Below are 23,912 nucleotides of genomic sequence, written 5' to 3'. Positions count from 1 at the left end.
CAAATTTAACAAAGTTTAGGGTGAAAAGATAGACTATGGGCATTGTCATCCAGCCCAGTTCTCCCGATCCAGGCTCCGGTATTGAATCGCTTCCGCCAAATGCTCGACTTTGATATCATCACTATCCGCAAGGTCGGCGATGGTGCGTGATACTTTGAGAATGCGGTCGTAGGCGCGGGCGGACAGGCCGAGGCGTTCCATGGCTTTGCGGAGAAGCATTTTGCCGGCGTCGTTGATAATGCAGATTTGCTTTACCATTTCGGGCGTCATCATCGCATTGGAGTAAATTTCCTTATAGTTTTGGAATCGCTCGGTCTGGCGTTGACGGGCACTTATCACGCGTTCGCGGATTTGCTCGCTGCTTTCGGATTTGCGGGTGGAGGAGATTTGTTCGAAGGAGACGGGGGTCACTTCTACATGGAGATCAATGCGGTCGAGGAGCGGCCCGCTGATTTTGTTGAGGTATTTCTGTACGACGCCCGGGCCGCAGACGCAATCTTTTTCAGGGTGGTTGTAGTAGCCGCAGGGGCAGGGGTTCATGCTGGCTATGAGCATGAAGTTGGAAGGATATTCGACAGCCATTTTAGCCCTCGAAATACTCACTTTTCTTTCTTCCAAAGGCTGTCTCATGACTTCCAGCACCGAGCGTTTAAATTCCGGCAGCTCATCCAGAAATAGCACGCCGTTATGCGCCAAAGATATTTCACCGGGTTGCGGGTAACTTCCACCGCCTACTAACGCGACGTCGCTGATCGAATGGTGCGGCGAGCGAAACGGGCGCCGCGAAACTAATGTAGCTTGCTTACCCAGCCTTCCTGCCACCGAGTGTATTTTAGTGGTTTCCAGCGCCTCAGGCAGGCTTAGCGGTGGCAATATGCTCGGAATGCGCTTGGCAAGCATGGTTTTGCCGGCTCCGGGTGGACCGATCATAATGGCGTTATGCCCCCCGGCAGCAGTGATTTCCAATGCGCGTTTGATGTTTTCCTGCCCTTGAACATGCTCGAAATCCGCTTCGTAGTCGTTCTGAGAGGTGAAGAAGAGGTCGCGGGTATCGACGAGGAGCGGTTCGATATCTTTCGTTCCCTTGAAAAAACCGATAGCGTCGGCTAAGGTTTCGACGGCGATCACGTCGAGGTTGTTTACGATAGCAGCTTCGGACGCGTTTTCAGCCGGTAATACAATGCCTTTGAAGCCTTGTTTGCGGGCTTGGATGGCAATGGGGAGCACGCCTTTGATAGGCCGGAGAATACCGTCTAGCGAGAGTTCGCCCAGGATAATGTAGTCTCCCGGATCGCGGACACAAACGAGTTGGTCGGAGCATTGTAATGTGCAAATGGCAATAGGCAGGTCGTAGGCGGAGCCTTCTTTGCGGATATCGGCGGGCGCCAGGTTTACAACCAGTTTTTGCCGGGGCATTTTGTAGCCGAAATGTTTCAGAGAGGCTTCAACCCGCTGCTGGCTTTCTTTCACAGCGCTATCAGCCAGGCCGACCATGTAAAATCCCAGCCCCTGGCCGACGTTTACTTCAATGGTGATGATTGTGGCATCGACGCCGAAAACGGCGCTTCCGTATGTTTTGGCAAGCATAAGTGTGTGCTTTGAGTAAGTAGAAAAATTTTTGGTAAAAATAGCAGGAAAAGAGTTAAAGCAGGGAAACCGTCGGGAAGGCTTGCGCAACCGCCTGATCATTCCTAATTTATGATTCCATTATCCTGAGCCCATGAATCGCATCCTTCTGACCCTGTTATTTTTCGTAGGTATCATATCGTTTACCGTAGCGCAATCAAAACGAAAGCCGCTGAAAGGAAAAATTATCTGTATCGACCCTGGTCACGGCGGTACGGCGGCTACTGACAGTTATCGTGTAGGCCCGGGCGGTGAGCGGGAGGAGTGGGTGAACCTGCGCGTAGCATTGCTGTTGCAAAAAATGCTCGAAAAGAAAGGAGCTAAGGTGGTTATGACGCGTATCGAGGACGTGGAAGTGCCATTGATCGACCGATCAAAGCTTGCCAAAGAGCGCAAAGCCGATCTTTTCGTCTCGATCCATCACAATGCAACCGCCGATTCCTCGGTTAACTTTCCGATCATTTATTTTCACGGGAATATGTCGGAGAATGTAGCCAGTGTGGATTTTGGCAAAGCATTAGCTGAACGATTATTGAAATATTTACACAAACCCAACACGCCGGTATCCCTTGTTTCGGACTTCACCATATTTGCGGATGCCGGAGCTTCCGTCCTCAGAAACACCTACGGAATACCGGCACTGCTCGCCGAGGCCTCGTTTTTCACCAATCCTTCCGAAGAGCAGCGCCTCAAACAACCTGAATATAACGGGAAAGAAGCATTAGCCTATACCGAGGCCATTATCGCGTTTTTTGCGAAGCCCGTCGCGCCCATTGCCGCAAAAAACTCGAAGGTACCTGTGATACCCGCATTCAAAGTTTTCCAGGAAGCGGAGCGCATGACGCCCATCGCGAAACGCTGGCGTCAGGATTTCGATGAAGGCAAGGTGTTTATGAACAAAAGGGATACGGCATTGCTAATGGAGTCATATGAGCTTTTTACCCGCTCAGCCCGCTCGTTCCCCGATTCCTATGTAGCCGGCCAGTGTCATCAGATCCGCGCTGTATTGCTCCGTAAATTGGGGAAAGCAGTCGAAGCAGGGCAGGAGGACCAGCGTTTCCGCGAATATTATGTACCCATTTCAGCTACAACTGCTGTCCGTTAACGAATTACGGCCGTCCGATTGCGGACAAAAAACCATTTTGCTTTATATGTAATTAATTGATATATAAGTACCTTTCAAATTGGCATGATTATTTTATCTACAAAAGTGAAATATATAGAATAATGAAGCGGACTTACCTTGGAGAATTTGAAGAGCTGGTGCTGCTGACCGTGGCGATTTTAAAAGAGAAAGCCTACGGAGTAGCCATCGCCGATGAGTTGCAGGACCAGACGGGCCGCTCGGCGAATATCAGCGCTGTGCATGCTGCATTGCATCGCTTGGAAGAAAAAGGAATGCTCGCGTCCCACCTGGGAGAAGCCACGGCCGAGCGTGGCGGCAGACGGAAGCGGCTGTTTGTCGTGACGGCATTGGGCGGTGCGACATTATCGGAGATCAAGGAAATGCGAAACCGCCTTTGGAATGCGATTGGACCAGATACATTGATAGCCACAATATGAGCCCTCCTAATCCTCCCCGCTGGGCAGACGCCCTGCTCAGGTTGTTGTGCACGCCCCACTTGCTGGAAGAAGTACAGGGCGATCTCTACGAGCGTTTTCAAGCCGATTACCTGGCTTTTGGCCAAAAGGAAGCGAGCAGGCGCTATTCTTTGAATGTAATAGGCTTCGTCCGTCTGCGGTTCGGGTTCGGGCAGGCAGGCTGGTCGAAAGCATTAAGGACCCGGACTCATTCGAACAATCAGACCCCATACCCGGCTATGTTCAACAATTACTTCAAAATCGCGCTGCGAAACCTTTGGCGCAATCGTACGACCAGCGTTGTCAGCATCCTGGGCCTGTCGGTAGGGCTTGCGAGCGGGCTGGTGATTTTCCTGCTTGTGGGTTACCTGTTTAGTTTTAACCGCTATCACGCCAAGTCGGAACGCATTTACTGGGTCGTTACCGATATTCTGAACGATAAACCACAGCCAACGGATGTGACGCCGAGGCCGGTCGGGCAGGTGCTACGCGATGAATATCCGTTTGTTGAAAATGCCGTGCGGCTGAACAATGTGTTCGGGGCATTAGTCGGCGTCCCGGACGGGAAGGGCGGCATGTCAAAGAAATTTGAAGAATCCCGGAATATCTGTTTTACAGAGCCGGAGTATTTCAATGTCTTCGATTCGGAATGGGCGGCAGGTGACCAGCGGGCGGCATTGAGTGCTCCCAATACCGTCGTGCTATCGAAGGAATATGCAACCAGGTATTTCGGCACAGACCAGGCCATAGGCAAAACATTACGGCTGGATAACAAAACAGACCTTACGGTAACCGGTATTATCGAAAACCCGCCTTCCAATACACAACTGCGGTACGATGTGCTCATTTCTTACTCCACGTTGCCGGGCTTGTGGAACGATCCTGGCATGATGCAAACCTGGGGCGAGCCAATTACCATGTGTTGGGTGGCACTGAAAGAGGGCGTGGATGTTGCCCGGCTGGACCAAACGCTGGCAGAAATCACACGGAAGCATTACAATGCAAAAGGCGCGGGAATGTACAAAATGCGGACGATCCCGCTGCATGAAATGTTCCATATGCCCGGTTACGGCCCTGCTCCACGCCCTATTTTGTATGCATTGATTGTCGTCGGCGTGTTTCTGGTGATTGCGGCCTGTGTGAATTTTATCAATCTGTCCACAGCACAGGCGGTCAGACGATCTAAGGAAGTGGGGGTGCGTAAAACGATGGGTAGTTCGCGTGCGCAACTGATCGGGCAGTTTATGCTGGAAACAGCGATGTTGTGCGGGGCGGCATTTATCATGGCATTACTGCTTACCCAATTGAACTTGCCGATGCTGAATGGTGCATTGTGGATGCTGCGCGCAGACATTTCCGTGCTGGATTTATTGAATACCCATGCAGTGTGGTGGTTTGGAAGCCTGGTAATGCTGGTGATCCTGCTGGCAGGACTTTATCCATCGGCGGTGCTCGCCCGCTTCAATCCGGTAGCCGCATTGAAAGGCAAGCCCGGTACCGGGCGTAATGGAAGGTTTTCGGTGAGGAAAAGCCTGGTGGTCGTGCAATTTTTTATCACGCAGTTTCATCATTGGCGTCATCGTGATGTCGGCGCAGGTGAAGCATTTGAAAACGGCCGATCCCGGATTTGACCGGGAGGCCATTCTGATGGTGAGCATTCCGGGCGGTAATGCAGCGAGGGCCGACGCCTGGATTGATCAGCTTGGCACAATGCCCGGCGTGCAGGCTGTGGCGCTGGGTGGCGAACCGCCTATGTCCCAAATGGACACCGATGAGTCATTTACATTCGATCACCGTACTGAAAAGGAGAAATTCCAGGTACGTGTGCGGATCGGGGATGCCCATTATGTGCCTGTTTTTGGATTAAGAATGCTGGCCGGGAGAAACCTGGAATCCCGGGACACTTCACGGAGGGAAGCGTTGGTAAACCAGGCAATGCTGAAACAGCTGGGCATCGGCAATCCGGCCGACATTTTGAACAAGGATATCAGGCTCTGGGACCGGGAACGTACGATTGTCGGGGTTATCAGGGACTTTAACCTTGACCCGTTGAGCAATTCCGCGCAGCCCGCCGCCGTGGTCAACGAGCCTAATGCTTATGCCATGACGGCCATTAAGCTTCAAACCGGCACGATGAATGCTACTTTACCGCGCATTGAAAAGGCCTGGAATGCATTGTTTCCGGAGCGAGTTTACCACGCCGGTTTTCTGGAAGACAAGATCAATGACTTCTATTCCACCGAACAAATACTGTTAGGTCTTATCCGCGTATTTTCCAGCATTGCGATCCTGATCGGCTGCCTCGGGCTGTACGGCCTGGTCACTTTCATGGCCGAATCCCGCTCGAAGGAGATCGGAGTGCGAAAAGTGCTCGGCGCGACACACAACCAGGTACTCTGGATATTCGGAAGCGATTTCGGGCGATTACTGGTCACGGGTTTTATACCTGCGGCGGCATTAGGCTGGTTCCTGATGTCCAATTGGCTTCAAAGATATGCCTACCGCATCGATATCGGCTGGTGGATATTCGCATTGGCCATTGGCATAACAGCCGTGATCACGATCCTGACCATCTCCATTCAATCCATGAGGGCGGCACGAACTAATCCGGTCGTAAGTTTGCGGAGCGAATAAGGCTATTCAACCACCGCCGACACGCAAATGTAAGTCGGGATAATACCGGTCGCGCGGATACGTACTTCTGCGTCTTCCGCTTGCGTGTTACCTGTGAGCACGAGGGCGGTGTCGAGGCCGAATTTGTTTCCACCGAGAATGTCGGTGTTCAATGTGTCACCTACCATCAAAATGTCTGCTTTACTCACATTAGGGTAGTTTTTAATGTGCTGATAGGCAAAGATGAACATCTGCGGGTCGGGTTTACCGAAGCGGATAAACTCCCGTCCGATGGTATTTTCGATCATCTTCGCCAACGCGCCGATGGCGAACGAAACGCGGCTTTTGGAAGCGGGGTAAGTCTTGTCGGTATTGGCCACGATCACCGGAATGTTTCGCTTGCGCAGCAGATTGAGTGTTTTGGTCAGATCAGTATTCCAGTCGAAACCTTCATCATCCAGGAAAACCAATGCATTGATATCCGATACGTTGTTCAGGTCCAGCTCCCGAATGGAGAGCGTCTTTAAATCCGAAGTCTCGATGTAATGGGCGGAATTCTCGGTGCCGAGATAGGCAACAGTTCCTTTTCTCACTTTCAAATCCAGGTACTCGCGGGCGAGCATACCCGACGAAATAATGCGGTCGGGCGTAACATCGTTGATGCCCAGGTTCACATAGCTTTGCGCCAGCTGCTCGGGGCTGCGTGAGGCATCGTTGGTAACCACGTAAAAGTCCTTTCCGCGTTCGCGCAGGTAGGCAAACGTGTTTTCAATGCCGGGGATCAACCCGTTGTACGTTTTGAGCACGCCGAATGCGTCGAAGAAAATAACGTCGTATTTCGAGATAACGGATTTAAAATTATCGAGTACCATACAGTTGGTGTCTTGGGAGTGAATGGGTGTGAAAGGAGGTTGCTAGATTTTCAGGGCGCGGAGGATCTTGTCGGGGTCAAAACCGTCGATTGACGGGAAATACAGCTCATAAGCCTCGCGCTGCAACTTGGTGCAATACGAGCGGTGGAAAAAGTATTTGCCATATTTGATCACATAATTCAATATAAAAAAGCGATATGCTTCCTTCATGAAGCGGACTTCATTCTCGGTGAGCGGATAAACCTTGTGGTATTCCTGCAAAAACATCAGGAACCGCTCTTCCATCAGCGGCCCGATGAGGTAACTGAATACCGTGCGGTCGCCGACATTGGAACATACCCTGCTGAAAAAGTAAAAATCCATTACCCGCGACGACACGCGGAACCAGTCGTAGTCCCAGCGTGAAAATAGTTTCATATCGTCGGTAACCGAGAAATTCCCGATGTTCCAGTCCACGAAAACAGGCATGAGGTCGAACGAGCTGACATTCAGGCGCTGGATATTTTTCATGAAAATATCGCATTGCTTTTTGAGAATATGGATGTACCCGCGATGTTCGTACTGGCCGGTATCGGTTTCCAGGATTTCCAGCAAATGATGAATGTCGGTACGGAGGTTTTTGGACGATTTTGGAATCGACCGGCTCGCCCGGAAACAGGCCTGGTGGAATTTGGCGGCTTCGGTACCCAGCTTTCGGATGTGCTCTTCTTCCAGGCGCCGCGGCATCCGGTTCATGGCGCGGATAGGGTTGTAAAACACCACCCAGGTATCCACAAAATCTTCCTGGTAACGATAGGTATAAACCTGGTTATTCTTGACCAGCGACTTCGCAAGGACATTCTCGAAAGGATAAAGCAGGTTATTGGAAAGGGCCTGGATAATCCGGTGGTCCTCCTTGAAATGTTCGTATTTCCCAAAATAGGAAAGCTTCGCAACCACCTTGTCGTCATTGTCGAGCGTGACGCGGAAAACGTGATTAGTCGAAACTTTGGCACTGATATCTTCTACAAATTTGACCCCGATCGAACTATCAAACCCTGCCCAGGCTTTCCGGATAATTTCGGGATAATCTTTTAAACGCATTCCAATCTCGCATTAGGCTTTACAGATGGCACCAAAGGTAGCAAACTCGCCGGAGCAGAATACCCTGGCCGTTAGGATTGAATAAAAAAATAATCCCATAATTTTGCAAAAACTTACTTTTTGAACTTTGTTTTACTATTTCTCGCGTTTTCTGGTCCGTCTGGCATTGCCTATTTATCTGAGAAAGCTTTGCGTAGTCAATTTCGATAAATTACCCAAAGGGGCGCCGCTGCTGCTGGCCTCCAACCATCCCGATTCTTTTTTCGATGCCGTAGTCATCGGTTCTGTTTTGGAACAACCCATTCATACGCTCACTCGCGGCGACGTGTTCCGTAAAAAAGCGGCCGCATTCTGGCTCCGGCAGATCAACCTGATCCCGGTTTTTCGTGGTTCGGAAGGTCGGCAATATGTTAAAAATCATGATGTTACTGCACAGGAAAGCCATGATGCGCTGAAAAAGGGCGATGCGGTAGTCGTGTTTTCCGAAGGTATTTGTGTAAATGAATGGCGCCTTCGGCCCCTCGGCAAAGGTACTGCGCGGATGGCCTATAAAATCTGGTATGGCGACGACGCGCTGCAAAGTATGAAAGTCATTCCGACCGGCCTCAACTACGAAAACTTCCGTGGCCCCGGTAAACGCGTTTCCTTGAATTTCGGGGAAGCCATTGCTGCGGACGACATCCAGACCAGTCCGCAGGAATATGAAAAATGGCTCCGGGAATTCAACGAAATCCTCGATCAGAAGATGAACGCCGAAATCCTCACTGTTCCCGCCGACTTACCGAAAGCCGAGCAGCAACGCCAGCTCAATGCGTTCTTTGATCAGTGCGCAACACCGAAAGCGAAAAGTAACCCATTACCAGGCGCCATTGGGTGGATCGGACGTACGGTTCATTTGCCATTATATTCTTTCTTCGAGGGCAAAGCAGCTAAGCTTACCGCGCGGTCGGTTTTTTATGATTCTGTGCTGTTTGGTATGCTGCTGTATTTGTATCCTGTGATTGTCGCGCTGCTTTCCATTATCGTCGCTGTATTTGTGGGCTGGCAAGTTGGATTGGGTGTGTTTGTTGGTTTGCCGTTACTGGCCTGGATAGGCAGCAAATGGTGAGGCCTTTGGCTTGACCAAAAAGAGATTAACCATGCAAATTTGCAAGTCAAGTGCAAATTTGCATGGTTAATCTCAAATAATTGTATTTAAGAAAGGTGCAATTTGTATTATTTATCTTTCACCTTCCCTAACCCCATCGCCTTCAACATCCAGTTCGGCAGGGGTTTTCTTAATCCTCGTTTTTGCAAATCCAAAAACCAGCCCAGCTTTTTCAGAATAGGAACCTTGTGCGTTTCTACGAGTTCGATCAACGTTCCATCAGGATCTTCCAGGTAGGCGAAGCGCCCCGCCGCATTTTCCATACCGAATGAGCTCTCGCTGTCGATGGTGAATGGGTAACCTTGCGCTTGCAGTTTGGTTTTCAGTGCGTCCATATCCAGTGTGTCGAAACACAGGTGAATGTATCCGCAATCGCCCCAGTAGCGGTTTTCGAATATCTTTTTAGGGGTGCGGTCGAGCGCTTGCACGAGCTCGATCTGCACGTCGCCCAGCAGGCGGCTGAATGCACCATCAGGCGTAAAGCTTTTGCGAAGGAGCATTCGGCGGAAACGCTGGCCGGGAATGGAGGTCGGCAGGTCTTCGAAAACGCCTGTTTTGTCGTAAACGATGTTCAGCGGTTGCAGCAGGTTCTGATAAAAGACAGCGGCCTTATCTATGTCCGATACGCCGATTACGACGCCAGCTACGCCACCTACGTTTTTGCCCTTAGTCTGAAACCAGGTAGCATCGCTGGTGATCTGAAATACATTACCATATGGGTCGGTTCCCCAGAAGCCTTCGCCTTCGGGCAACTTGGCAAGCGGGCCGGTCGCTTCTTTGGAATGGCTCTTCACCCAGTCATGTGCCTTTTTAACGTCCGGAGCTTTGAAACGGATGGCATTAATGCCGAGGTCGCCGATCTCCACCTTGAAATTCGCAGGTTGCGAAACGCGGCTGGTGAACGACCAGATTTCCAATCCGCCGCCTCCGGCCATATTGAGAACCAGGGCCGCCTGCCGCGATTGTACTTTGCCGCCGGTGTAGGGCGTCATGAGCGGCGCATCCGCTTTTTCATCGAATATGGGAACGTCGAAACCCAGCACTTGCCGGTACCATTTCCAGGTTTCAGGCACGTTCTGGCAACCAATTCCTACCTGTTGAATTCCAGAGATCAGCGGAGCACTCATTTGTTGCAGTTATTATGAAGATAAAGGTGGATAATCTTAACCAAACGGCAATTTTACGAAATAAAAAGCAAACGAGCCGTGGCACAGGCATTTGAACTGGGAATGCGACCTGTGGAAAAATTTCTCGGGATACAAAATCTAAATGATTATTTGATAAGCATAATAATTGCTATCTTTAAAATGGTTTTCCAAAATTTTATTTTAAAATACTGGAAATCAACGCATCCATTTGGTTGCACTCATCGTATCTGTGATGAGCCCGTCTCAATGATAGTCTAGAATGAACCAGTCAGTAGTAATTGCACCGATAGGCGAGAGTCTACCGGATTTTTTGAGTTCCAAGCAGTATTCAAAAATTATAGTAATAGCCGATAACAACACCAAACGGCACTGTTATCCGATTTTGAAGGCGTTTTTGCCCAAGCATAGTATTGTAACCGTTCCCAGCGGCGAGGCGCATAAGACATTGGCGACTTGCGAGAAAATCTGGGAGGCCATGACGAAAGACGAACTCGACCGGCATGCATTGGTGATCAATGTGGGCGGAGGGGTGATCGGCGACATGGGTGGTTTCTGCGCCGCGGTGTATAAGCGTGGAATAGATTTTATCCAGGTTCCGACGACCTTGCTTTCGCAGGTGGACGCTAGTGTGGGAGGGAAATTGGGGATTGATTTTCAGGGGTTTAAAAACCATCTGGGCGTATTCAATATCCCGAAAAGCGTGCTCATCGATCCGGTGTTTTTGAAGACTTTGCCGGAGCGGGAGATACGTTCGGGATTTGCAGAGATTGTCAAGCATTGCCTGATCGCCGACGGTGCGAAATGGGAAGAAATCCGGGCTAAGGATTTTGAAGAGCAGAAATGGCCGGACCTGATTGCGCATTCGGTGAAGATTAAGCAGCAGGTAGTGGATCAGGACCCGACGGAAAAAGGCTTGCGGAAGATATTGAATTTCGGGCATACGCTCGGCCACGCGGTGGAGACGTGCTTTTTGAATAAACCTGCTAATCAGCGGCTTTTCCACGGGGAAGCGATTGCGGTGGGGATGATTATGGAAGCCTACCTGTCGTTCGAGCGGAAAATGATCGATCAGCAGACGCTGACAGATATTGAGGAGTTCTTGTTCGCGACGTACGGCAAGGTGAAGATCAAACCGGAGGATATCGAGGAGATTATCGCGCTGACGCGGCAAGACAAGAAGAATAAAGGAAAAGAAATCAGGTTTTCATTGCTGAGTGGGGCCGGGCAATGTGCCTTTGACATCGTAGTAACGGCAGCTGAAATGCGCAGATCAATAGCTTATTATTTGGGATAGATTTACAGTGCGGCATAAGCTATTGGTGGTGTAAGAGGAGTATTCAAAATACATTCTTGATATATCTTAATTCACAACCTGACAAATTTAAATGCTTATGCTGAGGTCTATTTCTATTTATGCTGCTTTACTGCTCGTAGTCGTGATTGCAGGGTGTTCCAGTGGCCGGAAAGTGTTTGTGGAGCATGATTACAGCTACGAAACCAATTTTAAAGATTACTCTTCTTATACGTTTCTGGAATGTGAGAGGGATACCAATAATCTTTGCACCGAAATTTATGAGGCGATCCGTCGCCAGATGCAGGTAAGGGGCTATAAGCTCACTGCCGAAAAGCCTACGCTGCTGGTGAATTATGGTATTTTCTACGATAACCTGCGTTACCAGGGCTATATGCAGCCGGTGATCAAGAACTGGGTAGATACGGAGAATGAGGGATTCCGCTATGAACCGATCAAATATGCGCTCGACAAGGGCACATTGATTGTCTCACTAATCGACGCGGAAAGTGACCAGGTGGTTTGGAGAGGCTATGCTTCGGGGATATTCAAAGGAACGGAAGGTTCCAATAACCATTACCGAAGCGTTGTAAGGCGCATTTTTGACCAATATCCGCTGTTTGCGAAAGGGTATGACCCGCGGCGTTACAGCGAGCAGGTCGGGCGATAACGATATAGCATGGCCGATCAGAGATCGGCGACATAGGTAGTGCCAACCCGGAGGTTGGCACGCGCCGTCAATATTTAGCCGATTCCGTGTGCTCTGTCAGGGACACGCTGAATCGGCTTTTTTGTGGCTACTTCGTCAGGCCGGCATCGTCGGACGCTCCCAGCGCCAATGCACCCCAGTCGAGGTTTTCGCGACCTTTGGCCAGGCCGGAAATGAAGCGGTTCTTGATAATATCCGCAAAAGGCATCGGCGCATTTACGTCCGAGGCGGTTTGAAGTGTTAGGTTAATGTCTTTCAAACCGAGCGGATAGCGGAATGCGACGGGCTCATAGGCATGCTGTGCCACTATTTTACCGTAATTCTGGAAAATAGGGGCTGCAAACAAGGTTGAGGTGAGCATTTCGTAAATGCTTTGTCTTGAAATACCATTCTTTTCGGCCATCGTGAATGCTTCGCCCATCATTTCGAGGCTGCACGCGATCATGAAGTTTCCTGCCAGCTTGATCACATTCGCGGCCCCCGGATCATCTCCAAAATCAAATACGCCTTTTACGAAACTTTGAACGATAGGCTTAATGCGCTCTTTCGCGGCTGCATTGCCCGAAAGACAAATGTTACCCACTTTTGCGCGTACGGCCTCCGGGCGGGCGAATATGGGCGCGCCCACGTAATGTGCGCTATACCACTCGTGTATCTGCGCGAGCTGGCGCGAGGTCTCAGGCGAAATGGTGCTCATGGAAATATGCACACCGTCTTTTCCGAGCTTTTCGACGAGTTCCATCGAAAACAGTTCTTCCACTGCCGCATCGTCGGCGAGGACTGAAAATACGAGCCCACCGGGAGTAATGGCGTCGATGGGGTTTTCCACCACGGTGGCACCGAGTTTGATCAATGGCTCCGCCTTGGAGGCAGTTCTGTTCCAAACGACCAATTCATAACCCGCTTCGAGCAGGCTTTCAGCGATAGGAGTACCAAGGTTCCCGAGTCCGAGAAACGCTATTTTTTCAGACATAATAACAGGTTTAGATTACAATTAAACTTGAATGACACCCACATTGAATGGTTTTTCAATGGGTGCCTGGTCGGCGGCTTTAATGCCTTCCGAGATAATGCGCCGCGTTTCCACAGGATCGATAATGCCATCGACCCAAAGCCGCGCGGCGGCATAGTAAGGAGATAATTCCTGGTTGTAGCGATCAGTAATCTGGTTCAGTAATTCCTTTTCCGCCTCGGGCGTAATCGTCTCGCCTTTTGCTTTCAGGGTAGCTGTTTGTACTTGCAGCAAGGTACGGGCAGCCGTAGCGCCGCTCATCACCGCCATTTGGGCCGTCGGCCAGGCAAATATCAGTCGCGGGTCGTAGGCCTTACCGCACATGGCGTAGTTACCCGCTCCATAGGAGTTCCCGATAATGAATGTAAACTTCGGTACCACTGAGTTGGCCACTGCATTCACCATTTTAGCGCCGTCTTTGATAATGCCTCCCTGCTCCGCACGACTGCCGACCATAAAGCCGGTCACATCATGGAAGAAAACAAGCGGAATCTTTTTCTGGTTGCAATTCATGATAAAACGGGCGGCCTTGTCGGCTGCTTCGGCATAAATGACTCCGCCCATTTGCATTTCGCCTTTGCCGGAGCGTACCATTTTACGTTGGTTGGCGACGATGCCAACCGCCCAGCCGTCCACACGCGCATAAGCGCATATGAGGGTTTTGCCATAATCGGGTTTGTACTCGTCGAGTTCCGAGTTATCCACCATGCACTCCAGAATAGGCAGCACGTCGTAGGGTTTCAGTCGGTCGGTAGGAAGCAGGTTGTAAATCTCTTCCGGCCGGCGGACAGGTATTTGCGGGCTTTTGCGGTCAAAACCGGCGGATAATGGTTTCCCTATTTTATCAATATGTCTTTTGATGGCATCCAGGCAGGATTTATCGTCGGGAAACTTGTTGTCGGTAACGCCGGAGATTTCGCAATGCATAGCTGCCCCGCCGAGCGACTCCGCATCGATATCTTCGCCGATCGACGATTTGACCAGATAAGGCCCGGCCAAAAACACCGAACCGGTACCTTCCACAATGAAAGCCTCGTCGGACATGATCGGCAAATAGGCTCCGCCTGCTACACAAGCGCCCATAATGGCCGAGATCTGCACGATACCTATGGCCGACATTTGTGCATTATTCCTGAAAATGCGGCCGAAATGCTCCTTATCGGCAAATACTTCCGCCTGCATCGGCAGGAACACACCCGCACTATCCACAAGGTAAATGACCGGAAGGCGGTTCTCCATTGCGATTTCCTGTGCGCGCAAGTTCTTTTTGGCCGCAATCGGGAACCACGCACCGGCTTTCACCGTGGCGTCGTTGGCGACGATCATGCATTGTTTTCCTGAAACATATCCAATACCTGTCACCACGCCGCCCGACGGGCAGCCGCCTTCTTCTTCATACATGCCATCGCCGACAAATGCGCCGATTTCGAGGAAATGCGAGCCCGGATCGGTCAGGTAGTCGATCCTTTCACGTGCGGTGAGTTTGCCCTTCTGATGCTGCGCTTCGATTTTTTTTGCGCCGCCGCCGAGCTTTACCTGCTCGTATTTCTGGTTCAGGATTTCGATGAGGTGTGGTAGGCTTTCCTGGCTGGTCATGATGATGAAGAATGGTGTGAGTAATGGAAATGGGCTTATTTCAAATGTAAAAAGTCGTTCACCGGTAAGCAAACGACTTTCATATTTATTTAAAATGTCAGGCCCTATTTAATGGTAGTAGCCGTATCAAGCGGCGACTCAGCGGGTCCCTTATCTTTTTTACCGAAAACCGATACATTGATATACCGCTTTGGATGCTCGCGGAAGTTAGTGAGCAGCTTGTTCATGCTGATCATCGTACGGTTGAGGTTATTGTACAAGGTCTCGTCCTTCACAAGTTTGCCGGCAGTTCCTTTGCCCGATTCGACGCTTGCCAGCAGGGTATGCAGTTCTTCGATCGTCTTCCGCGCGCTCGTCACGGTTTCGCCCAGGCGCAATGCATTCAGCGAATCGGCCAGTGTGCCGGTTTTGGCAAGTAATGGCTTCAATTCCTTTTCAGTCTCGACGAGCGAAGTCGTGAGTTTGTTGAGGTTGGACGTCATCGCCAGCAGATTCGCACGGTTTTCCGCCAAAAGACCCTGCAAGCTCGTACCTGTCTGGTTATAATTTTTCAAAACCTGGTTGAGGATCAAACCCGTTTCCTGGAAGCCACCTACGACGAGATCGAGGTTTTTAATGAGGGAGTCGGCGTGGGAGACGAGCGGCAATGCTTTTTCCTGCAAAACGGCGGATATACCCGATTCCTTTTTGGCTACAAGCGTGTCGCCGTCTTTCATCGGAGCGCCGGCACCCATTGCGAGGTGGATTACCTTGCCTCCGAGCAGGCCGCCATCCGCGAGTACCGCGCCGGTTCCCTGGGGTACTATAATGCCTTTTTGCACGTCGATCGTCACGAGTAGCTGGTTCCCGCGGTTTTGGAGCAGTTTGATCTCCTGCACGCGGCCCACGTTCAAGCCGTTCAGCAAAACAGGGTTGGAGGCGGTCAGTCCGTCGATATTGTCGTAAACGATGTGGTATTTATAAGTTCTGGAAAAAACGTCGGAGCCTTTGAGGATGTGGAAGCCGAAATACAGCATGATGATGGCGAAAAGTGCCATGGCTCCGACTTTTGCTTCTCTTGATATTTTCATGGACTATTGGTTTGTCCTGCTTGCAGCAGCGGCAGGTTAAGCGGTATTAACACCAAAGTATCAAAAATTGTTTTGACAAATCAAAGCAATATGTGACCGTTGAGCTACCGGTCCATATCTTTTTTGTACGCCATAAATGCCGAATGAATGCATTTGGCCACTTCTTCCTGTCCGGCTTCGGAGCTCAGGTATTCCTCTTCGTCGGGGGATGAAAGGAAGCCGGTTTCAATCAGCACGCTGGGCATTGCACAGCGCCACAGCACGAGGAATCCCGCCTGTTTTACACCGCGGCTGTCGCGCTCGGAGATCGATTGAAATTTCTTTTCGATCAAATCTGCCAGTTTCAAGCTGCTGGAAATGAATGCGCTTTGGTAATTCGCGAGCATGATGTGCGCGAGCGGCGAGTCGGGGTCGAAGCCTTTGTATTTCTGCTTGTAATTCGTTTCCTGCAAGATTACCGAGTTTTCGCGCTTCGCTACTTCCAGGTTACCCTCGGTTTTGTGCAAACCCATGACGAACGTTTCGGTACCTCTCACGGACCTGGAACGGGGTGTGGCATTGCAATGGATGGAAATGAAAAGGTCGGCATTGTTGCGGTTGGCGAATGCAGAACGCTCGCCGAGTTCGATGAATACGTCGGTAGAGCGTGTGAAGAGTACTTTTACATCCGGCGTTTCTTCTTTGATCTTCTTGCCAAGTTCCAGTGCCACGGCCAGTGCCACATCTTTTTCCTTGGTATATTTGCCCCTGGTGCCGGGGTCTTTGCCGCCGTGTCCGGCGTCGATTACGACTGTATTAACTTTGCTTCCCGACTTCGCAGTAACCGGTTCTTGCTGAAAAACAAAGGCGACACTAGCCAGCAAAAAACTTGCTACAATTACTAATTTAAGAAGTTTTAACATTATTTTTTAGTTGGGGCCTTACGCGAAAGGGGTTTCTCTGCTAATTTTGAAATTCGTTATGCAAAAATACGCTAATTGTTAGAACTGAAAAGAAAGGCGATTATTATATCGTCGGTAGTTGCGGCGTTTCTCCTGTTCAGCACTGTGGCATGTGTGCAGCAACGCTCCAAGGGTTCCGGGAAAAATCAGGGTAAGCTTAAAAGTTCGGCTTCTGCAAAGCAATCAGCGGATTCCCTTCTTACAGTGCAAAAACAAGCAGGTGCGGATACTTCCCGTGCCGGTCAACCCGGTGCGTCCATTCCAAGAGGGGGCGTCGGGGGCGATAGTACCTTGACAGGCAAAGGCTTAACGGCTGATTCGACTGCCGCCGACACACTCAAAAATCCCGACGATCTCGAAAATACCGTAGAATACACCGCGGAAGATTCCACGATAATGGACGCCGTTTTAAAGCAGGTCCACTTGTATGGAAATGCGGAAGTGAACTACGGAACCATTAATCTCAAAGCCAATTATATCCGTCTCAACTGGATTACCAACGAAGTTTACGCGATCGGGACTTATGACTCAACGGCAAAAAAAATGGCCGGCGAGCCGATTTTTCAGGATGGGCCGGAGACGTATAATACCAAGGAGATACGCTATAATTTTAAATCCAAAAAGGCCCTGATCCAGGGGATCGTTACCCAGGAGGGCGATGGAAACATCCGGGGAGACAAGGTCAAGAAGGATACGGAAGGCAATTTCTATATCAGGCACTCCATTTACACGACCTGTAATCTTACCCACCCGCATTACTTCATTAATGCGCCGAAAATCAAAATGGTGAACAAGAAGCAGGTGATTTCGGGGCCTTTTAACCTGGTCATCAGCGATGTGCCATTGCCGATAGGCTTGCCATTCGGCTTTTTCCCGTTCCCGAAAAAGAAGGAGAACGGAACGAGTGGCGTCATTATCCCGACGTATGGAGAGGAACCGAACGGACGCGGTTTTTACCTGCGCGACGGCGGTTACTACTTTGCGATCAGCGAGTATGTCAATGCGATTGTCACCGGCCAGATTTACTCCAACAGCAGCTGGGGGCTGGGGCTCACATCGAGCTATATCAAACGCTACCAGTATTCGGGTAACCTCTCGCTACGTTTCAACCGAAACAAATCCAGTGATGAGGTCCAAAGGTCTTTCGGCCTCGGAGTTACCAACGATTTCAGCATCGTATGGTCGCATGCGCCAAAGGCAAGGGGTAACTCGACGTTTTCAGCGAATGTGAACGTGAGTAGCAATACCTATAACCAGCAACAGGAATTCAATGTAAACAAATATACGTCCAACGTCGCCAGTTCTTCCGTACAATACAACCGCACCTTCGGGCAGTACATGCGTGCGGCGGGATCGTTGCGCGTGAACCAGAACTTCGGACAGATAAATCCTACCACCCAGAAGCGTGAAAACGGCAAGACCAACGTTTCTACCGATTTTAGTTTTGGGGTAAATCAGATTGCCCCGTTCGCATTGAAAGGCGGCCGCGGCCGCTGGTACGAAAGCTTCCGTCTGGGGCTGGACTTCAACGGTAATTATGCGCTTGCCAATGCACTGACGGCCATTGACACGTCTTACAGCAGCCTTGGTTTCGTGATCACGGACGCGAAAATCGATACGACCCGTCTCAAAAAGACCAAGATTGTAGCTTTCAACCTGGATAACCTGCCGGACATGCTTAAAGATGCGCAGTTCACAGGCCGGTATAGTCTTCCGATCTCGTTACCCAACTTCAAAGTCCTGCGTTTTGTGAATATCACACCCAGCATGTCGCTTTCGGGTGAGGTATTTACCAAGCAATACCGTTACACCAAAACGGGTCGCGATTCGATCCGGATTGATACGCTTAAAAAGGTCGGTACGGAGTATTCCTACAATTTCGGTGCGGGGATGAACACGCGTTTCTATGGGACCTTCTTCTTTGGAGGGAAAAGGTTGGAGGCCATCCGGCACACGGTAATTCCTTCCGTGTCTTTTACCTACACGCCTGATTTTTCCGGAGATGCATTCGGTTTTTATCAAAATATCCAGCTTGAAGACAAGAAAGGCAATGTGCGTGATCTTTCGTTGTCGAAATTCCGCGGGGTAGGATCGGGCGTGAGTAATGGACGGGCGTCGAGTGTCATTTCATTTAGTTTGAACAACTCATTTGAAATGAAGCTCAAAAGCAAGAGCGATACTGCGGCACAACAGTTCGAGAAAGTCTCGCTGCTCGATAACCTGAGTCTCGGCGGTAGCTATAACCTGCTCGCCGACTCGTTGAATTTATCGAATATTACCATCAATGCGAATGCGCGGATCGGGCGGAACCTGAACCTGAACTTCAATATGAATCTCGACCCGTATACCTACGTGGCGAACCCTAACATTATCGGGAATCAGGTGGGGACGAAGGTCAATAAATATGCGATTACATCAGGGCAGGGCCTTGCCAACTTGCAAAGCCTCGGGTTCACATTGGGAACCAGTTTTTCACCCAAAAGCAGCTCTTCCAACACAAACAACAAGAACCCGCAGACTACCAATCCCAACGATCCCAATGCCAAAGCCAAGGAAGAAGCGAGGGAATTTATTGCGCAAAACCCCGAATTGTACGTAGACTTCAATATCCCCTGGAATGTCTCGCTGAACTATAACTTCGGACTTACAAAGCCGGGCTTGTCAAAAGCGCAGATTATCCAGGCCATCCAGGCTACGGGTGATCTGAGCTTGTCCAAAAACCTGAAAGTAACCCTTAGCACCGGTTTCGACTTCGTGGCGTTCCAGCCGACAATCACGCAGCTGGGCCTTACGCGCGATCTGCATTGCTGGGATATGAGCTTCAACTGGACACCATTCGCCGGAAGCGCGGCCCGTGCGAGTAACTACTCCTTCACATTGAAAGTGAAGTCGGCCATCCTGCAAGACCTGAAAGTGACCCGTCGCCGGTCATTCTACGATAGGGCTGCTTATTAATCAATTGTTTTGTATTAAAAACAAAAATGGCCGTCCCACTGGAACGGCCACTGCAATGCTTGCGGATAATGCTTATTTGGAAGCTGGCTTCGCAGCTTTTGGAACCACTTCTCCGTTCAGGTAAAGGGTAATGGAACCACCTTCAGTGTTGCTGAAAACAGTTACAGGTTTGTTGAAAGGACCTGCTGCCTGCGCGTTGAAAGTAGCTTTTACCGAACCGGTTTTACCTGGAAGTACAGGGTCCTTAGACCATACAGGTGTAGTACATCCGCATGAAACGGTTACGTTAGAAAGGATCACTGGATCTGAACCTGTGTTGGTGAATACAAACTCGTGCGTAACAGGAGTGCCTTGTGGTACTTTACCGAATTTGTGCGTTTCTTCTTTAAATTTCAGAACACCTTTCTGTGCAAAACTTACGGTGGTCAGCCCGAGGATTAAAACCAGCGCTGAAAAGAATACTTTCATAGTTGTAACTATACTTTAAGTGGTGAAAAACTTACTGTTAAACAAGATTAACGCTTAAAAAGCTAAATATAATAATCATTAACCAATATTAACAATGCCCCAAAAGTTAGGCGTTCCGATGCCGCGGTTATTATTTTCCTGCCTAATTTTGGCTTGCATTCAAAAAAACGTAATTTAACTTACGGATTAAAACCCGTGATTTTTGCTTATGCTTCAAAATGATAGTTTGACCGGTTCCAGTGTTTTGAGTAAGGAAGAGATTATCGACGATTACCGCTTGGCATGCGAGAGTCGTCAGGTAAGTTTGCTGGGGAGGAAGGATACCATGGGCGGCCGTTCTAAATTCGGGATTTTTGGAGATGGAAAGGAAGTAGCACAAATTGCACTTTCCAAAGTTTTTCAACCGGGTGATTTTCGCTCGGGTTATTATCGGGATCAGACCATCGAAGCGGCTGTCGGGAATCTTACCTGGCAGCAATTTTTTGCCCAAATGTATGCTCATGCGGATCTCGAACACGAGCCAAACACGGGCGGGCGCTCGATGAACGGTCACTTCTCGACACGCTGGGTAGATGAGAATGGCGACTGGCTTGATCAGACTAAATTGCATAATTCCGTTTGTGATATTTCTTCCACCGCCGGGCAGATCCCTCGCTCGGTAGGCCTTGGATATGCTTCCAAATTATACCGCGAGAATGCCGAACTGCACGATATGACCACGTTTTCCCGTGATGGAAATGAGGTCGTATTCGCGACGATCGGGGATGCTTCTACGTCCCAGGGGATGTTCTGGGAGGCGATGAATGCGGCGGGCGTGTTGCAAATACCGCTGATCGTTTCGGTTTGGGACGACGGCTACGGAATTTCGGTTCCCGTTGAGTATCAGACTACAAAAGGCAGCATTTCGAAAGCATTGGCAGGACTGCAACGCAACGAAGATGGCGACGGTATCGAAATCCTGACCGTGAATGGCTGGGACTATCCTGCACTGGTGGAAACCTATCAAAAAGCTGGCAGGATCAGTCGCGAGAAACATGTGCCGGTGCTGGTACATGTGACAGAACTGACGCAGCCCCAGGGGCATTCTACTTCCGGCTCGCACGAGCGCTATAAATCGAAACAACGGTTGGCTTGGGAGCGGGAGCATGATTGTAATGTGCGTTTCCGGGATTGGATACTGAAAAATGGCTACGCCACCGACGAGGAGCTGGAACAGATCGAAGCGGAGGCAAAAGCAAAGGCGCTCAGCGAACGCAATGAAGCCTGGCAAGCCTACCGGAAAGAGCTGGATAAAGAATATACCGAGACGATCCGGCTTTTGCAGGACGTAGCCCAGGCAAGTGGCTCCGCCGCGGAAATAAATAATGCGATTCTGGAATTGCAAAAGACTTACCTGCCCGTTCGCCGCGATATGATCGCGACGGTGCGTAAGGTGCTGAGGATTGCCGGTAGAGAAGAAAATGCAGAGAAATTGACTTTGCAGACATTTTTGAGGGATAATTTGAATGCAAATAAGGAGCGTTTCAATACCCATTTATACAGCGAAACACGCTACTCTCCAATGCTCGTTGAGCCGGTAAGCCCCGTATATTCGGAGGATAGCCCCGTTGTCGACGGGCGCGAGGTGATACGAACCTATTTCGATGTGCTTTTCGGAAAGGACCCGCGCGTGGTGGCATTGGGCGAAGACATCGGTTTTATCGGGGACGTGAACCAGGGCTTTGCCGGCTTACAGGAAAAATACGGGGAAATCCGCATTACCGACACGGGTATCCGTGAAACGACGATCATCGGCCAGGGAATAGGCATGGCCATGCGCGGCTTGCGGCCGATTGTTGAAATTCAGTATTTCGATTATATCTACTATGCCCTGGCGACGCTCACAGACGACCTGGCATCGCTTCGATACAGAACAGCCGGGGGGCAGCGAGCCCCGCTGATTATCCGCACCAGGGGGCATCGCCTTGAAGGAATATGGCATTCCGGTTCTCCTATGGGCACAATGCTCAGCAGCTTGCGTGGCTTGCACGTGATCGTTCCGCGGAATTTCACGCAGGCAGCAGGTTTTTATAACACATTGATGAAAGGCGACGATCCTGCATTGATTGTAGAACCGCTGAATTCGTACCGTCAGAAAGAAGTGATGCCCGATAATGTGGGCGATTATTACATTCCGCTAGGCCAGCCTGAAATTTTAAGAGAAGGAAATGACCTCACTATTGTTACCTATGGCTCAATGTGTCGTATAGTAATGGAGGCCGCTTCTCAATTGCAGAGTTCAGGAATTGAAGTTGAAGTCATCGACGTACAGACTTTGTTGCCGTTCGATGTCGACAACCGGATAGTGGAGTCCATTAAAAAGACGAATCGGGTGATTTTCGCTGACGAAGATTTGCCCGGAAGTGCGTCGGGTTTTATGATGCAGCAGGTTTTGGAAAAGCAGCAGGCTTACCGCTGGCTCGATTCGGCACCGGCGACCATCGCAGCGAAAGACCATCGCCCACCTTACGGTTCGGACGGAGATTATTTCTCAAAACCCAATATGGACGACATTTTTGAAACTGTTTACGAAATCATGCGCGAAGCGGCCCCAGATAAATATCCGGAGCTGTTTAACGTATGATCTATGTATCGTTCAAAAGGAAAGAGAATCTTAGACATTTTACTGGCGGCAATGGGGTTGATTACCTCGTTGCCGTTTTTTGTTGTGCTGCTGCCTGTTTTATGGGTGCATTTTAAAGGCAATCCATTCTTTATGCAAATCAGGCCTGGGCTGAATGAGGAGTTATTCACAATTCTGAAATTCAGGACCATGCATGGCGACGGGCGTCCTGTTACCAGACTCGGTAGTTTACTCCGCAAATCGTCGATCGACGAACTGCCGCAGTTCTTGAACGTGCTATCGGGCGATATGAGTATTGTCGGCCCAAGACCCCTGCTGCCGGAATACTTGCCGCTTTATAATGCTGAACAGCGTTTACGCCATGCGGTGAAACCGGGAATGACCGGCCTCGCTCAAATTAATGGACGAAACAAGTTGAGTTGGGGCGAAAAGTTTGAATTGGATCTGGTTTATGTGGATAACCTTTCTCCGGCGCTCGATGTCAGGATCATCTTCGAAACGGCTTTCGGGGTGTTGTTTATGCATCAAGCCACGGATGCTGTTATCGATGCTTCACCTTTCAAAGGCAATGCGACATGCTGATCTACGGAGCAGGCGGGCATGCTAAGGTAGTGGCAAGCATACTTTCGGCATGTGGGGAGCAGCTTGCAGGTCTGTTCGACGATCATTGGCAAAATGTGAAATGGTCTGGTCAGTGTGTTCCCGCTGTTTATGACACCCTGGTCATGCAGAATGAAAAGTTGATAATAGCCATTGGCGACAACTTCATGCGCCGGAAGATAGCGGGGAAAGTTGCACATGCTTTTGGTATTGCTATCCACCCCACGGCAACGATCGATGATCACGTAAGCTTGGGTCACGGCGTAGTAGTGGTGCATCAGGCGGTCATGCAAGTCGATTGTCAGATCGGGAATCACGTTATCATTAACACTGCGGCGATCGTCGATCATGAATGCATTATCGATGACTTTGCGCACATAGGCCCGGGCGCTACGCTATGCGGGGGCGTGCGTGTAGGTGAATGCACGCTTGTAGGCGCGGGAAGCGTGGTACTGCCGGGTGTGAAACTCGGTCGAGAATGTATCATCGGCGCGGGCTCCGTGGTGGTACGAGATGTTCCCGATTATGCCAAAGTGATGGGTAACCCTGCGAGAATCATTCAATAAAACAAACACAC

20 protein-coding genes are annotated in these 23,912 nt (G+C 50.1%); 11 read left to right on the top strand and 9 right to left on the bottom strand.

Annotated features, from left to right (window positions below; genetic code table 11):
* Window positions 1-45: 45 nt before the first annotated feature.
* Window positions 46-1,587: a YifB family Mg chelatase-like AAA ATPase gene (locus tag CLV60_RS12775; RefSeq protein ID WP_106595756.1), complete on the bottom strand. Its 1,542-nt coding sequence runs from the start codon at window positions 1,585-1,587 to the stop codon at window positions 46-48.
* 133 nt (window positions 1,588-1,720) lie between these two features.
* Between CLV60_RS12775 and CLV60_RS12770 the strand changes: the two genes are divergently transcribed.
* The 4 genes from CLV60_RS12770 (at window position 1,721) to CLV60_RS34660 (ending at window position 5,841) form a co-directional block, all read left to right on the top strand.
* Window positions 1,721-2,731 (top strand): N-acetylmuramoyl-L-alanine amidase family protein, encoded by a 1,011-nt coding sequence (locus CLV60_RS12770; protein ID WP_106595755.1) that lies wholly within the window; start codon window positions 1,721-1,723, stop codon window positions 2,729-2,731.
* A gap of 122 nt (window positions 2,732-2,853) precedes the next feature.
* Window positions 2,854-3,189 (top strand): PadR family transcriptional regulator, encoded by a 336-nt coding sequence (locus CLV60_RS12765; protein WP_106595754.1) that lies wholly within the window; start codon window positions 2,854-2,856, stop codon window positions 3,187-3,189.
* On the top strand, window positions 3,186-4,838 hold the full coding sequence (locus CLV60_RS34665) for an ABC transporter permease (RefSeq protein WP_229210947.1): 1,653 nt from the start codon (window positions 3,186-3,188) through the stop codon (window positions 4,836-4,838). Before CLV60_RS12765 ends, CLV60_RS34665 begins: the two co-directional genes overlap by 4 nt.
* Window positions 4,792-5,841, top strand: coding sequence for an ABC transporter permease (locus tag CLV60_RS34660; protein WP_229210946.1), 1,050 nt, complete (start codon window positions 4,792-4,794; stop codon window positions 5,839-5,841). Before CLV60_RS34665 ends, CLV60_RS34660 begins: the two co-directional genes overlap by 47 nt.
* A 2-nt stretch (window positions 5,842-5,843) precedes the next feature.
* Here CLV60_RS34660 and CLV60_RS12755 read toward each other — a convergent pair whose 3' ends face one another.
* The gene (locus CLV60_RS12755; protein ID WP_106595753.1) at window positions 5,844-6,692 is read right to left on the bottom strand and encodes a TIGR01459 family HAD-type hydrolase; all 849 of its coding nucleotides are present in this window, start codon (window positions 6,690-6,692) and stop codon (window positions 5,844-5,846) included.
* A gap of 42 nt (window positions 6,693-6,734) precedes the next feature.
* Window positions 6,735-7,775, bottom strand: coding sequence for an aminoglycoside phosphotransferase/kinase family protein (locus tag CLV60_RS12750; protein ID WP_106595752.1), 1,041 nt, complete (start codon window positions 7,773-7,775; stop codon window positions 6,735-6,737).
* 127 nt (window positions 7,776-7,902) lie between these two features.
* Here CLV60_RS12750 and CLV60_RS12745 point away from each other — a divergent pair, with 127 nt between their 5' ends.
* Window positions 7,903-8,883, top strand: a complete 981-nt coding sequence (locus tag CLV60_RS12745) for a 1-acyl-sn-glycerol-3-phosphate acyltransferase (protein WP_106595751.1) — start codon at window positions 7,903-7,905, stop codon at window positions 8,881-8,883.
* 107 nt (window positions 8,884-8,990) lie between these two features.
* Here the strand turns inward: CLV60_RS12745 and CLV60_RS12740 are convergent, their stop codons facing one another.
* Window positions 8,991-10,049 carry a VOC family protein gene (locus tag CLV60_RS12740; protein ID WP_106595750.1) on the bottom strand — a complete coding sequence of 353 codons (1,059 nt, stop codon included), beginning with the start codon at window positions 10,047-10,049 and terminating at the stop codon, window positions 8,991-8,993.
* 280 nt (window positions 10,050-10,329) lie between these two features.
* Here CLV60_RS12740 and aroB point away from each other — a divergent pair, with 280 nt between their 5' ends.
* Window positions 10,330-11,364, top strand: coding sequence for a 3-dehydroquinate synthase (aroB, locus tag CLV60_RS12730; protein WP_106595748.1), 1,035 nt, complete (start codon window positions 10,330-10,332; stop codon window positions 11,362-11,364).
* Between the two features lie 91 nt (window positions 11,365-11,455).
* Window positions 11,456-12,031, top strand: a complete 576-nt coding sequence (locus CLV60_RS12725; RefSeq protein WP_106595747.1) for a DUF4136 domain-containing protein — start codon at window positions 11,456-11,458, stop codon at window positions 12,029-12,031.
* A 127-nt stretch (window positions 12,032-12,158) separates the two neighbouring features.
* On the opposite strand, the gene CLV60_RS12720 is transcribed toward CLV60_RS12725, so the two are convergent.
* From CLV60_RS12720 to CLV60_RS12705, 4 genes are all read right to left on the bottom strand, one after another.
* Window positions 12,159-13,043 (bottom strand): NAD(P)-dependent oxidoreductase, encoded by an 885-nt coding sequence (locus tag CLV60_RS12720; RefSeq protein WP_106595746.1) that lies wholly within the window; start codon window positions 13,041-13,043, stop codon window positions 12,159-12,161.
* Window positions 13,044-13,064: 21 nt separating this feature from the next.
* Entirely contained in the window at window positions 13,065-14,678 is a 1,614-nt protein-coding gene (locus CLV60_RS12715; protein ID WP_106595863.1) for an acyl-CoA carboxylase subunit beta, read from the bottom strand.
* A gap of 104 nt (window positions 14,679-14,782) precedes the next feature.
* Entirely contained in the window at window positions 14,783-15,748 is a 966-nt protein-coding gene (locus CLV60_RS12710) for an MlaD family protein (RefSeq protein ID WP_106595745.1), read from the bottom strand.
* 104 nt (window positions 15,749-15,852) lie between these two features.
* The gene (locus tag CLV60_RS12705; RefSeq protein WP_106595744.1) at window positions 15,853-16,650 is read right to left on the bottom strand and encodes an N-acetylmuramoyl-L-alanine amidase family protein; all 798 of its coding nucleotides are present in this window, start codon (window positions 16,648-16,650) and stop codon (window positions 15,853-15,855) included.
* Between the two features lie 243 nt (window positions 16,651-16,893).
* Between CLV60_RS12705 and CLV60_RS12700 the strand changes: the two genes are divergently transcribed.
* Window positions 16,894-19,644: a putative LPS assembly protein LptD gene (locus tag CLV60_RS12700; protein ID WP_229210945.1), complete on the top strand. Its 2,751-nt coding sequence runs from the start codon at window positions 16,894-16,896 to the stop codon at window positions 19,642-19,644.
* 72 nt (window positions 19,645-19,716) lie between these two features.
* Here the strand turns inward: CLV60_RS12700 and CLV60_RS12695 are convergent, their stop codons facing one another.
* Window positions 19,717-20,112 (bottom strand): DUF1573 domain-containing protein, encoded by a 396-nt coding sequence (locus tag CLV60_RS12695; RefSeq protein WP_106595742.1) that lies wholly within the window; start codon window positions 20,110-20,112, stop codon window positions 19,717-19,719.
* Between the two features lie 208 nt (window positions 20,113-20,320).
* Here CLV60_RS12695 and CLV60_RS12690 point away from each other — a divergent pair, with 208 nt between their 5' ends.
* From CLV60_RS12690 to CLV60_RS12680, 3 genes are read left to right on the top strand one after another with little or no spacing between them, the layout of a single operon-like run.
* A complete protein-coding gene (locus CLV60_RS12690; protein WP_106595741.1) occupies window positions 20,321-22,735 on the top strand; it encodes a thiamine pyrophosphate-dependent enzyme in 2,415 nt (804 codons plus the stop codon).
* Window positions 22,736-22,738: 3 nt separating this feature from the next.
* The gene (locus tag CLV60_RS12685) at window positions 22,739-23,317 is read left to right on the top strand and encodes a sugar transferase (RefSeq protein WP_106595740.1); all 579 of its coding nucleotides are present in this window, start codon (window positions 22,739-22,741) and stop codon (window positions 23,315-23,317) included.
* Window positions 23,311-23,901, top strand: a complete 591-nt coding sequence (locus CLV60_RS12680; RefSeq protein WP_106595739.1) for an acetyltransferase — start codon at window positions 23,311-23,313, stop codon at window positions 23,899-23,901. The genes CLV60_RS12685 and CLV60_RS12680 overlap by 7 nt, the downstream gene beginning before the upstream one ends.
* Window positions 23,902-23,912: the final 11 nt, after the last annotated feature.

Source organism: Dyadobacter jiangsuensis (assembly GCF_003014695.1).
GTDB classification, from domain to species: Bacteria; Bacteroidota; Bacteroidia; order Cytophagales; family Spirosomataceae; genus Dyadobacter; species Dyadobacter jiangsuensis.
The sequence above is the reverse complement of the archived record's forward strand: the minus strand, read 5'-3'. Positions and strand labels throughout refer to the sequence as shown.

Coding starts and splice junctions, on each gene's coding strand:
- aroB (WP_106595748.1), top strand. CDS start 10,330: ATGAACCAGTCAGTAGTAATTGCACCGATAGGCGAGAGTCTACCGGAT.
- CLV60_RS12765 (WP_106595754.1), top strand. CDS start 2,854: ATGAAGCGGACTTACCTTGGAGAATTTGAAGAGCTGGTGCTGCTGACC.
- CLV60_RS12680 (WP_106595739.1), top strand. CDS start 23,311: ATGCTGATCTACGGAGCAGGCGGGCATGCTAAGGTAGTGGCAAGCATA.
- CLV60_RS12715 (WP_106595863.1), bottom strand. CDS start 14,678: ATGACCAGCCAGGAAAGCCTACCACACCTCATCGAAATCCTGAACCAG.
- CLV60_RS12695 (WP_106595742.1), bottom strand. CDS start 20,112: ATGAAAGTATTCTTTTCAGCGCTGGTTTTAATCCTCGGGCTGACCACC.
- CLV60_RS12710 (WP_106595745.1), bottom strand. CDS start 15,748: ATGAAAATATCAAGAGAAGCAAAAGTCGGAGCCATGGCACTTTTCGCC.
- CLV60_RS12705 (WP_106595744.1), bottom strand. CDS start 16,650: ATGTTAAAACTTCTTAAATTAGTAATTGTAGCAAGTTTTTTGCTGGCT.
- CLV60_RS12685 (WP_106595740.1), top strand. CDS start 22,739: ATGTATCGTTCAAAAGGAAAGAGAATCTTAGACATTTTACTGGCGGCA.
- CLV60_RS12725 (WP_106595747.1), top strand. CDS start 11,456: ATGCTTATGCTGAGGTCTATTTCTATTTATGCTGCTTTACTGCTCGTA.
- CLV60_RS12720 (WP_106595746.1), bottom strand. CDS start 13,043: ATGTCTGAAAAAATAGCGTTTCTCGGACTCGGGAACCTTGGTACTCCT.
- CLV60_RS12740 (WP_106595750.1), bottom strand. CDS start 10,049: ATGAGTGCTCCGCTGATCTCTGGAATTCAACAGGTAGGAATTGGTTGC.
- CLV60_RS12750 (WP_106595752.1), bottom strand. CDS start 7,775: ATGCGTTTAAAAGATTATCCCGAAATTATCCGGAAAGCCTGGGCAGGG.
- CLV60_RS12775 (WP_106595756.1), bottom strand. CDS start 1,587: ATGCTTGCCAAAACATACGGAAGCGCCGTTTTCGGCGTCGATGCCACA.
- CLV60_RS34660 (WP_229210946.1), top strand. CDS start 4,792: ATGTCGGCGCAGGTGAAGCATTTGAAAACGGCCGATCCCGGATTTGAC.
- CLV60_RS34665 (WP_229210947.1), top strand. CDS start 3,186: ATGAGCCCTCCTAATCCTCCCCGCTGGGCAGACGCCCTGCTCAGGTTG.
- CLV60_RS12690 (WP_106595741.1), top strand. CDS start 20,321: ATGCTTCAAAATGATAGTTTGACCGGTTCCAGTGTTTTGAGTAAGGAA.
- CLV60_RS12755 (WP_106595753.1), bottom strand. CDS start 6,692: ATGGTACTCGATAATTTTAAATCCGTTATCTCGAAATACGACGTTATT.
- CLV60_RS12770 (WP_106595755.1), top strand. CDS start 1,721: ATGAATCGCATCCTTCTGACCCTGTTATTTTTCGTAGGTATCATATCG.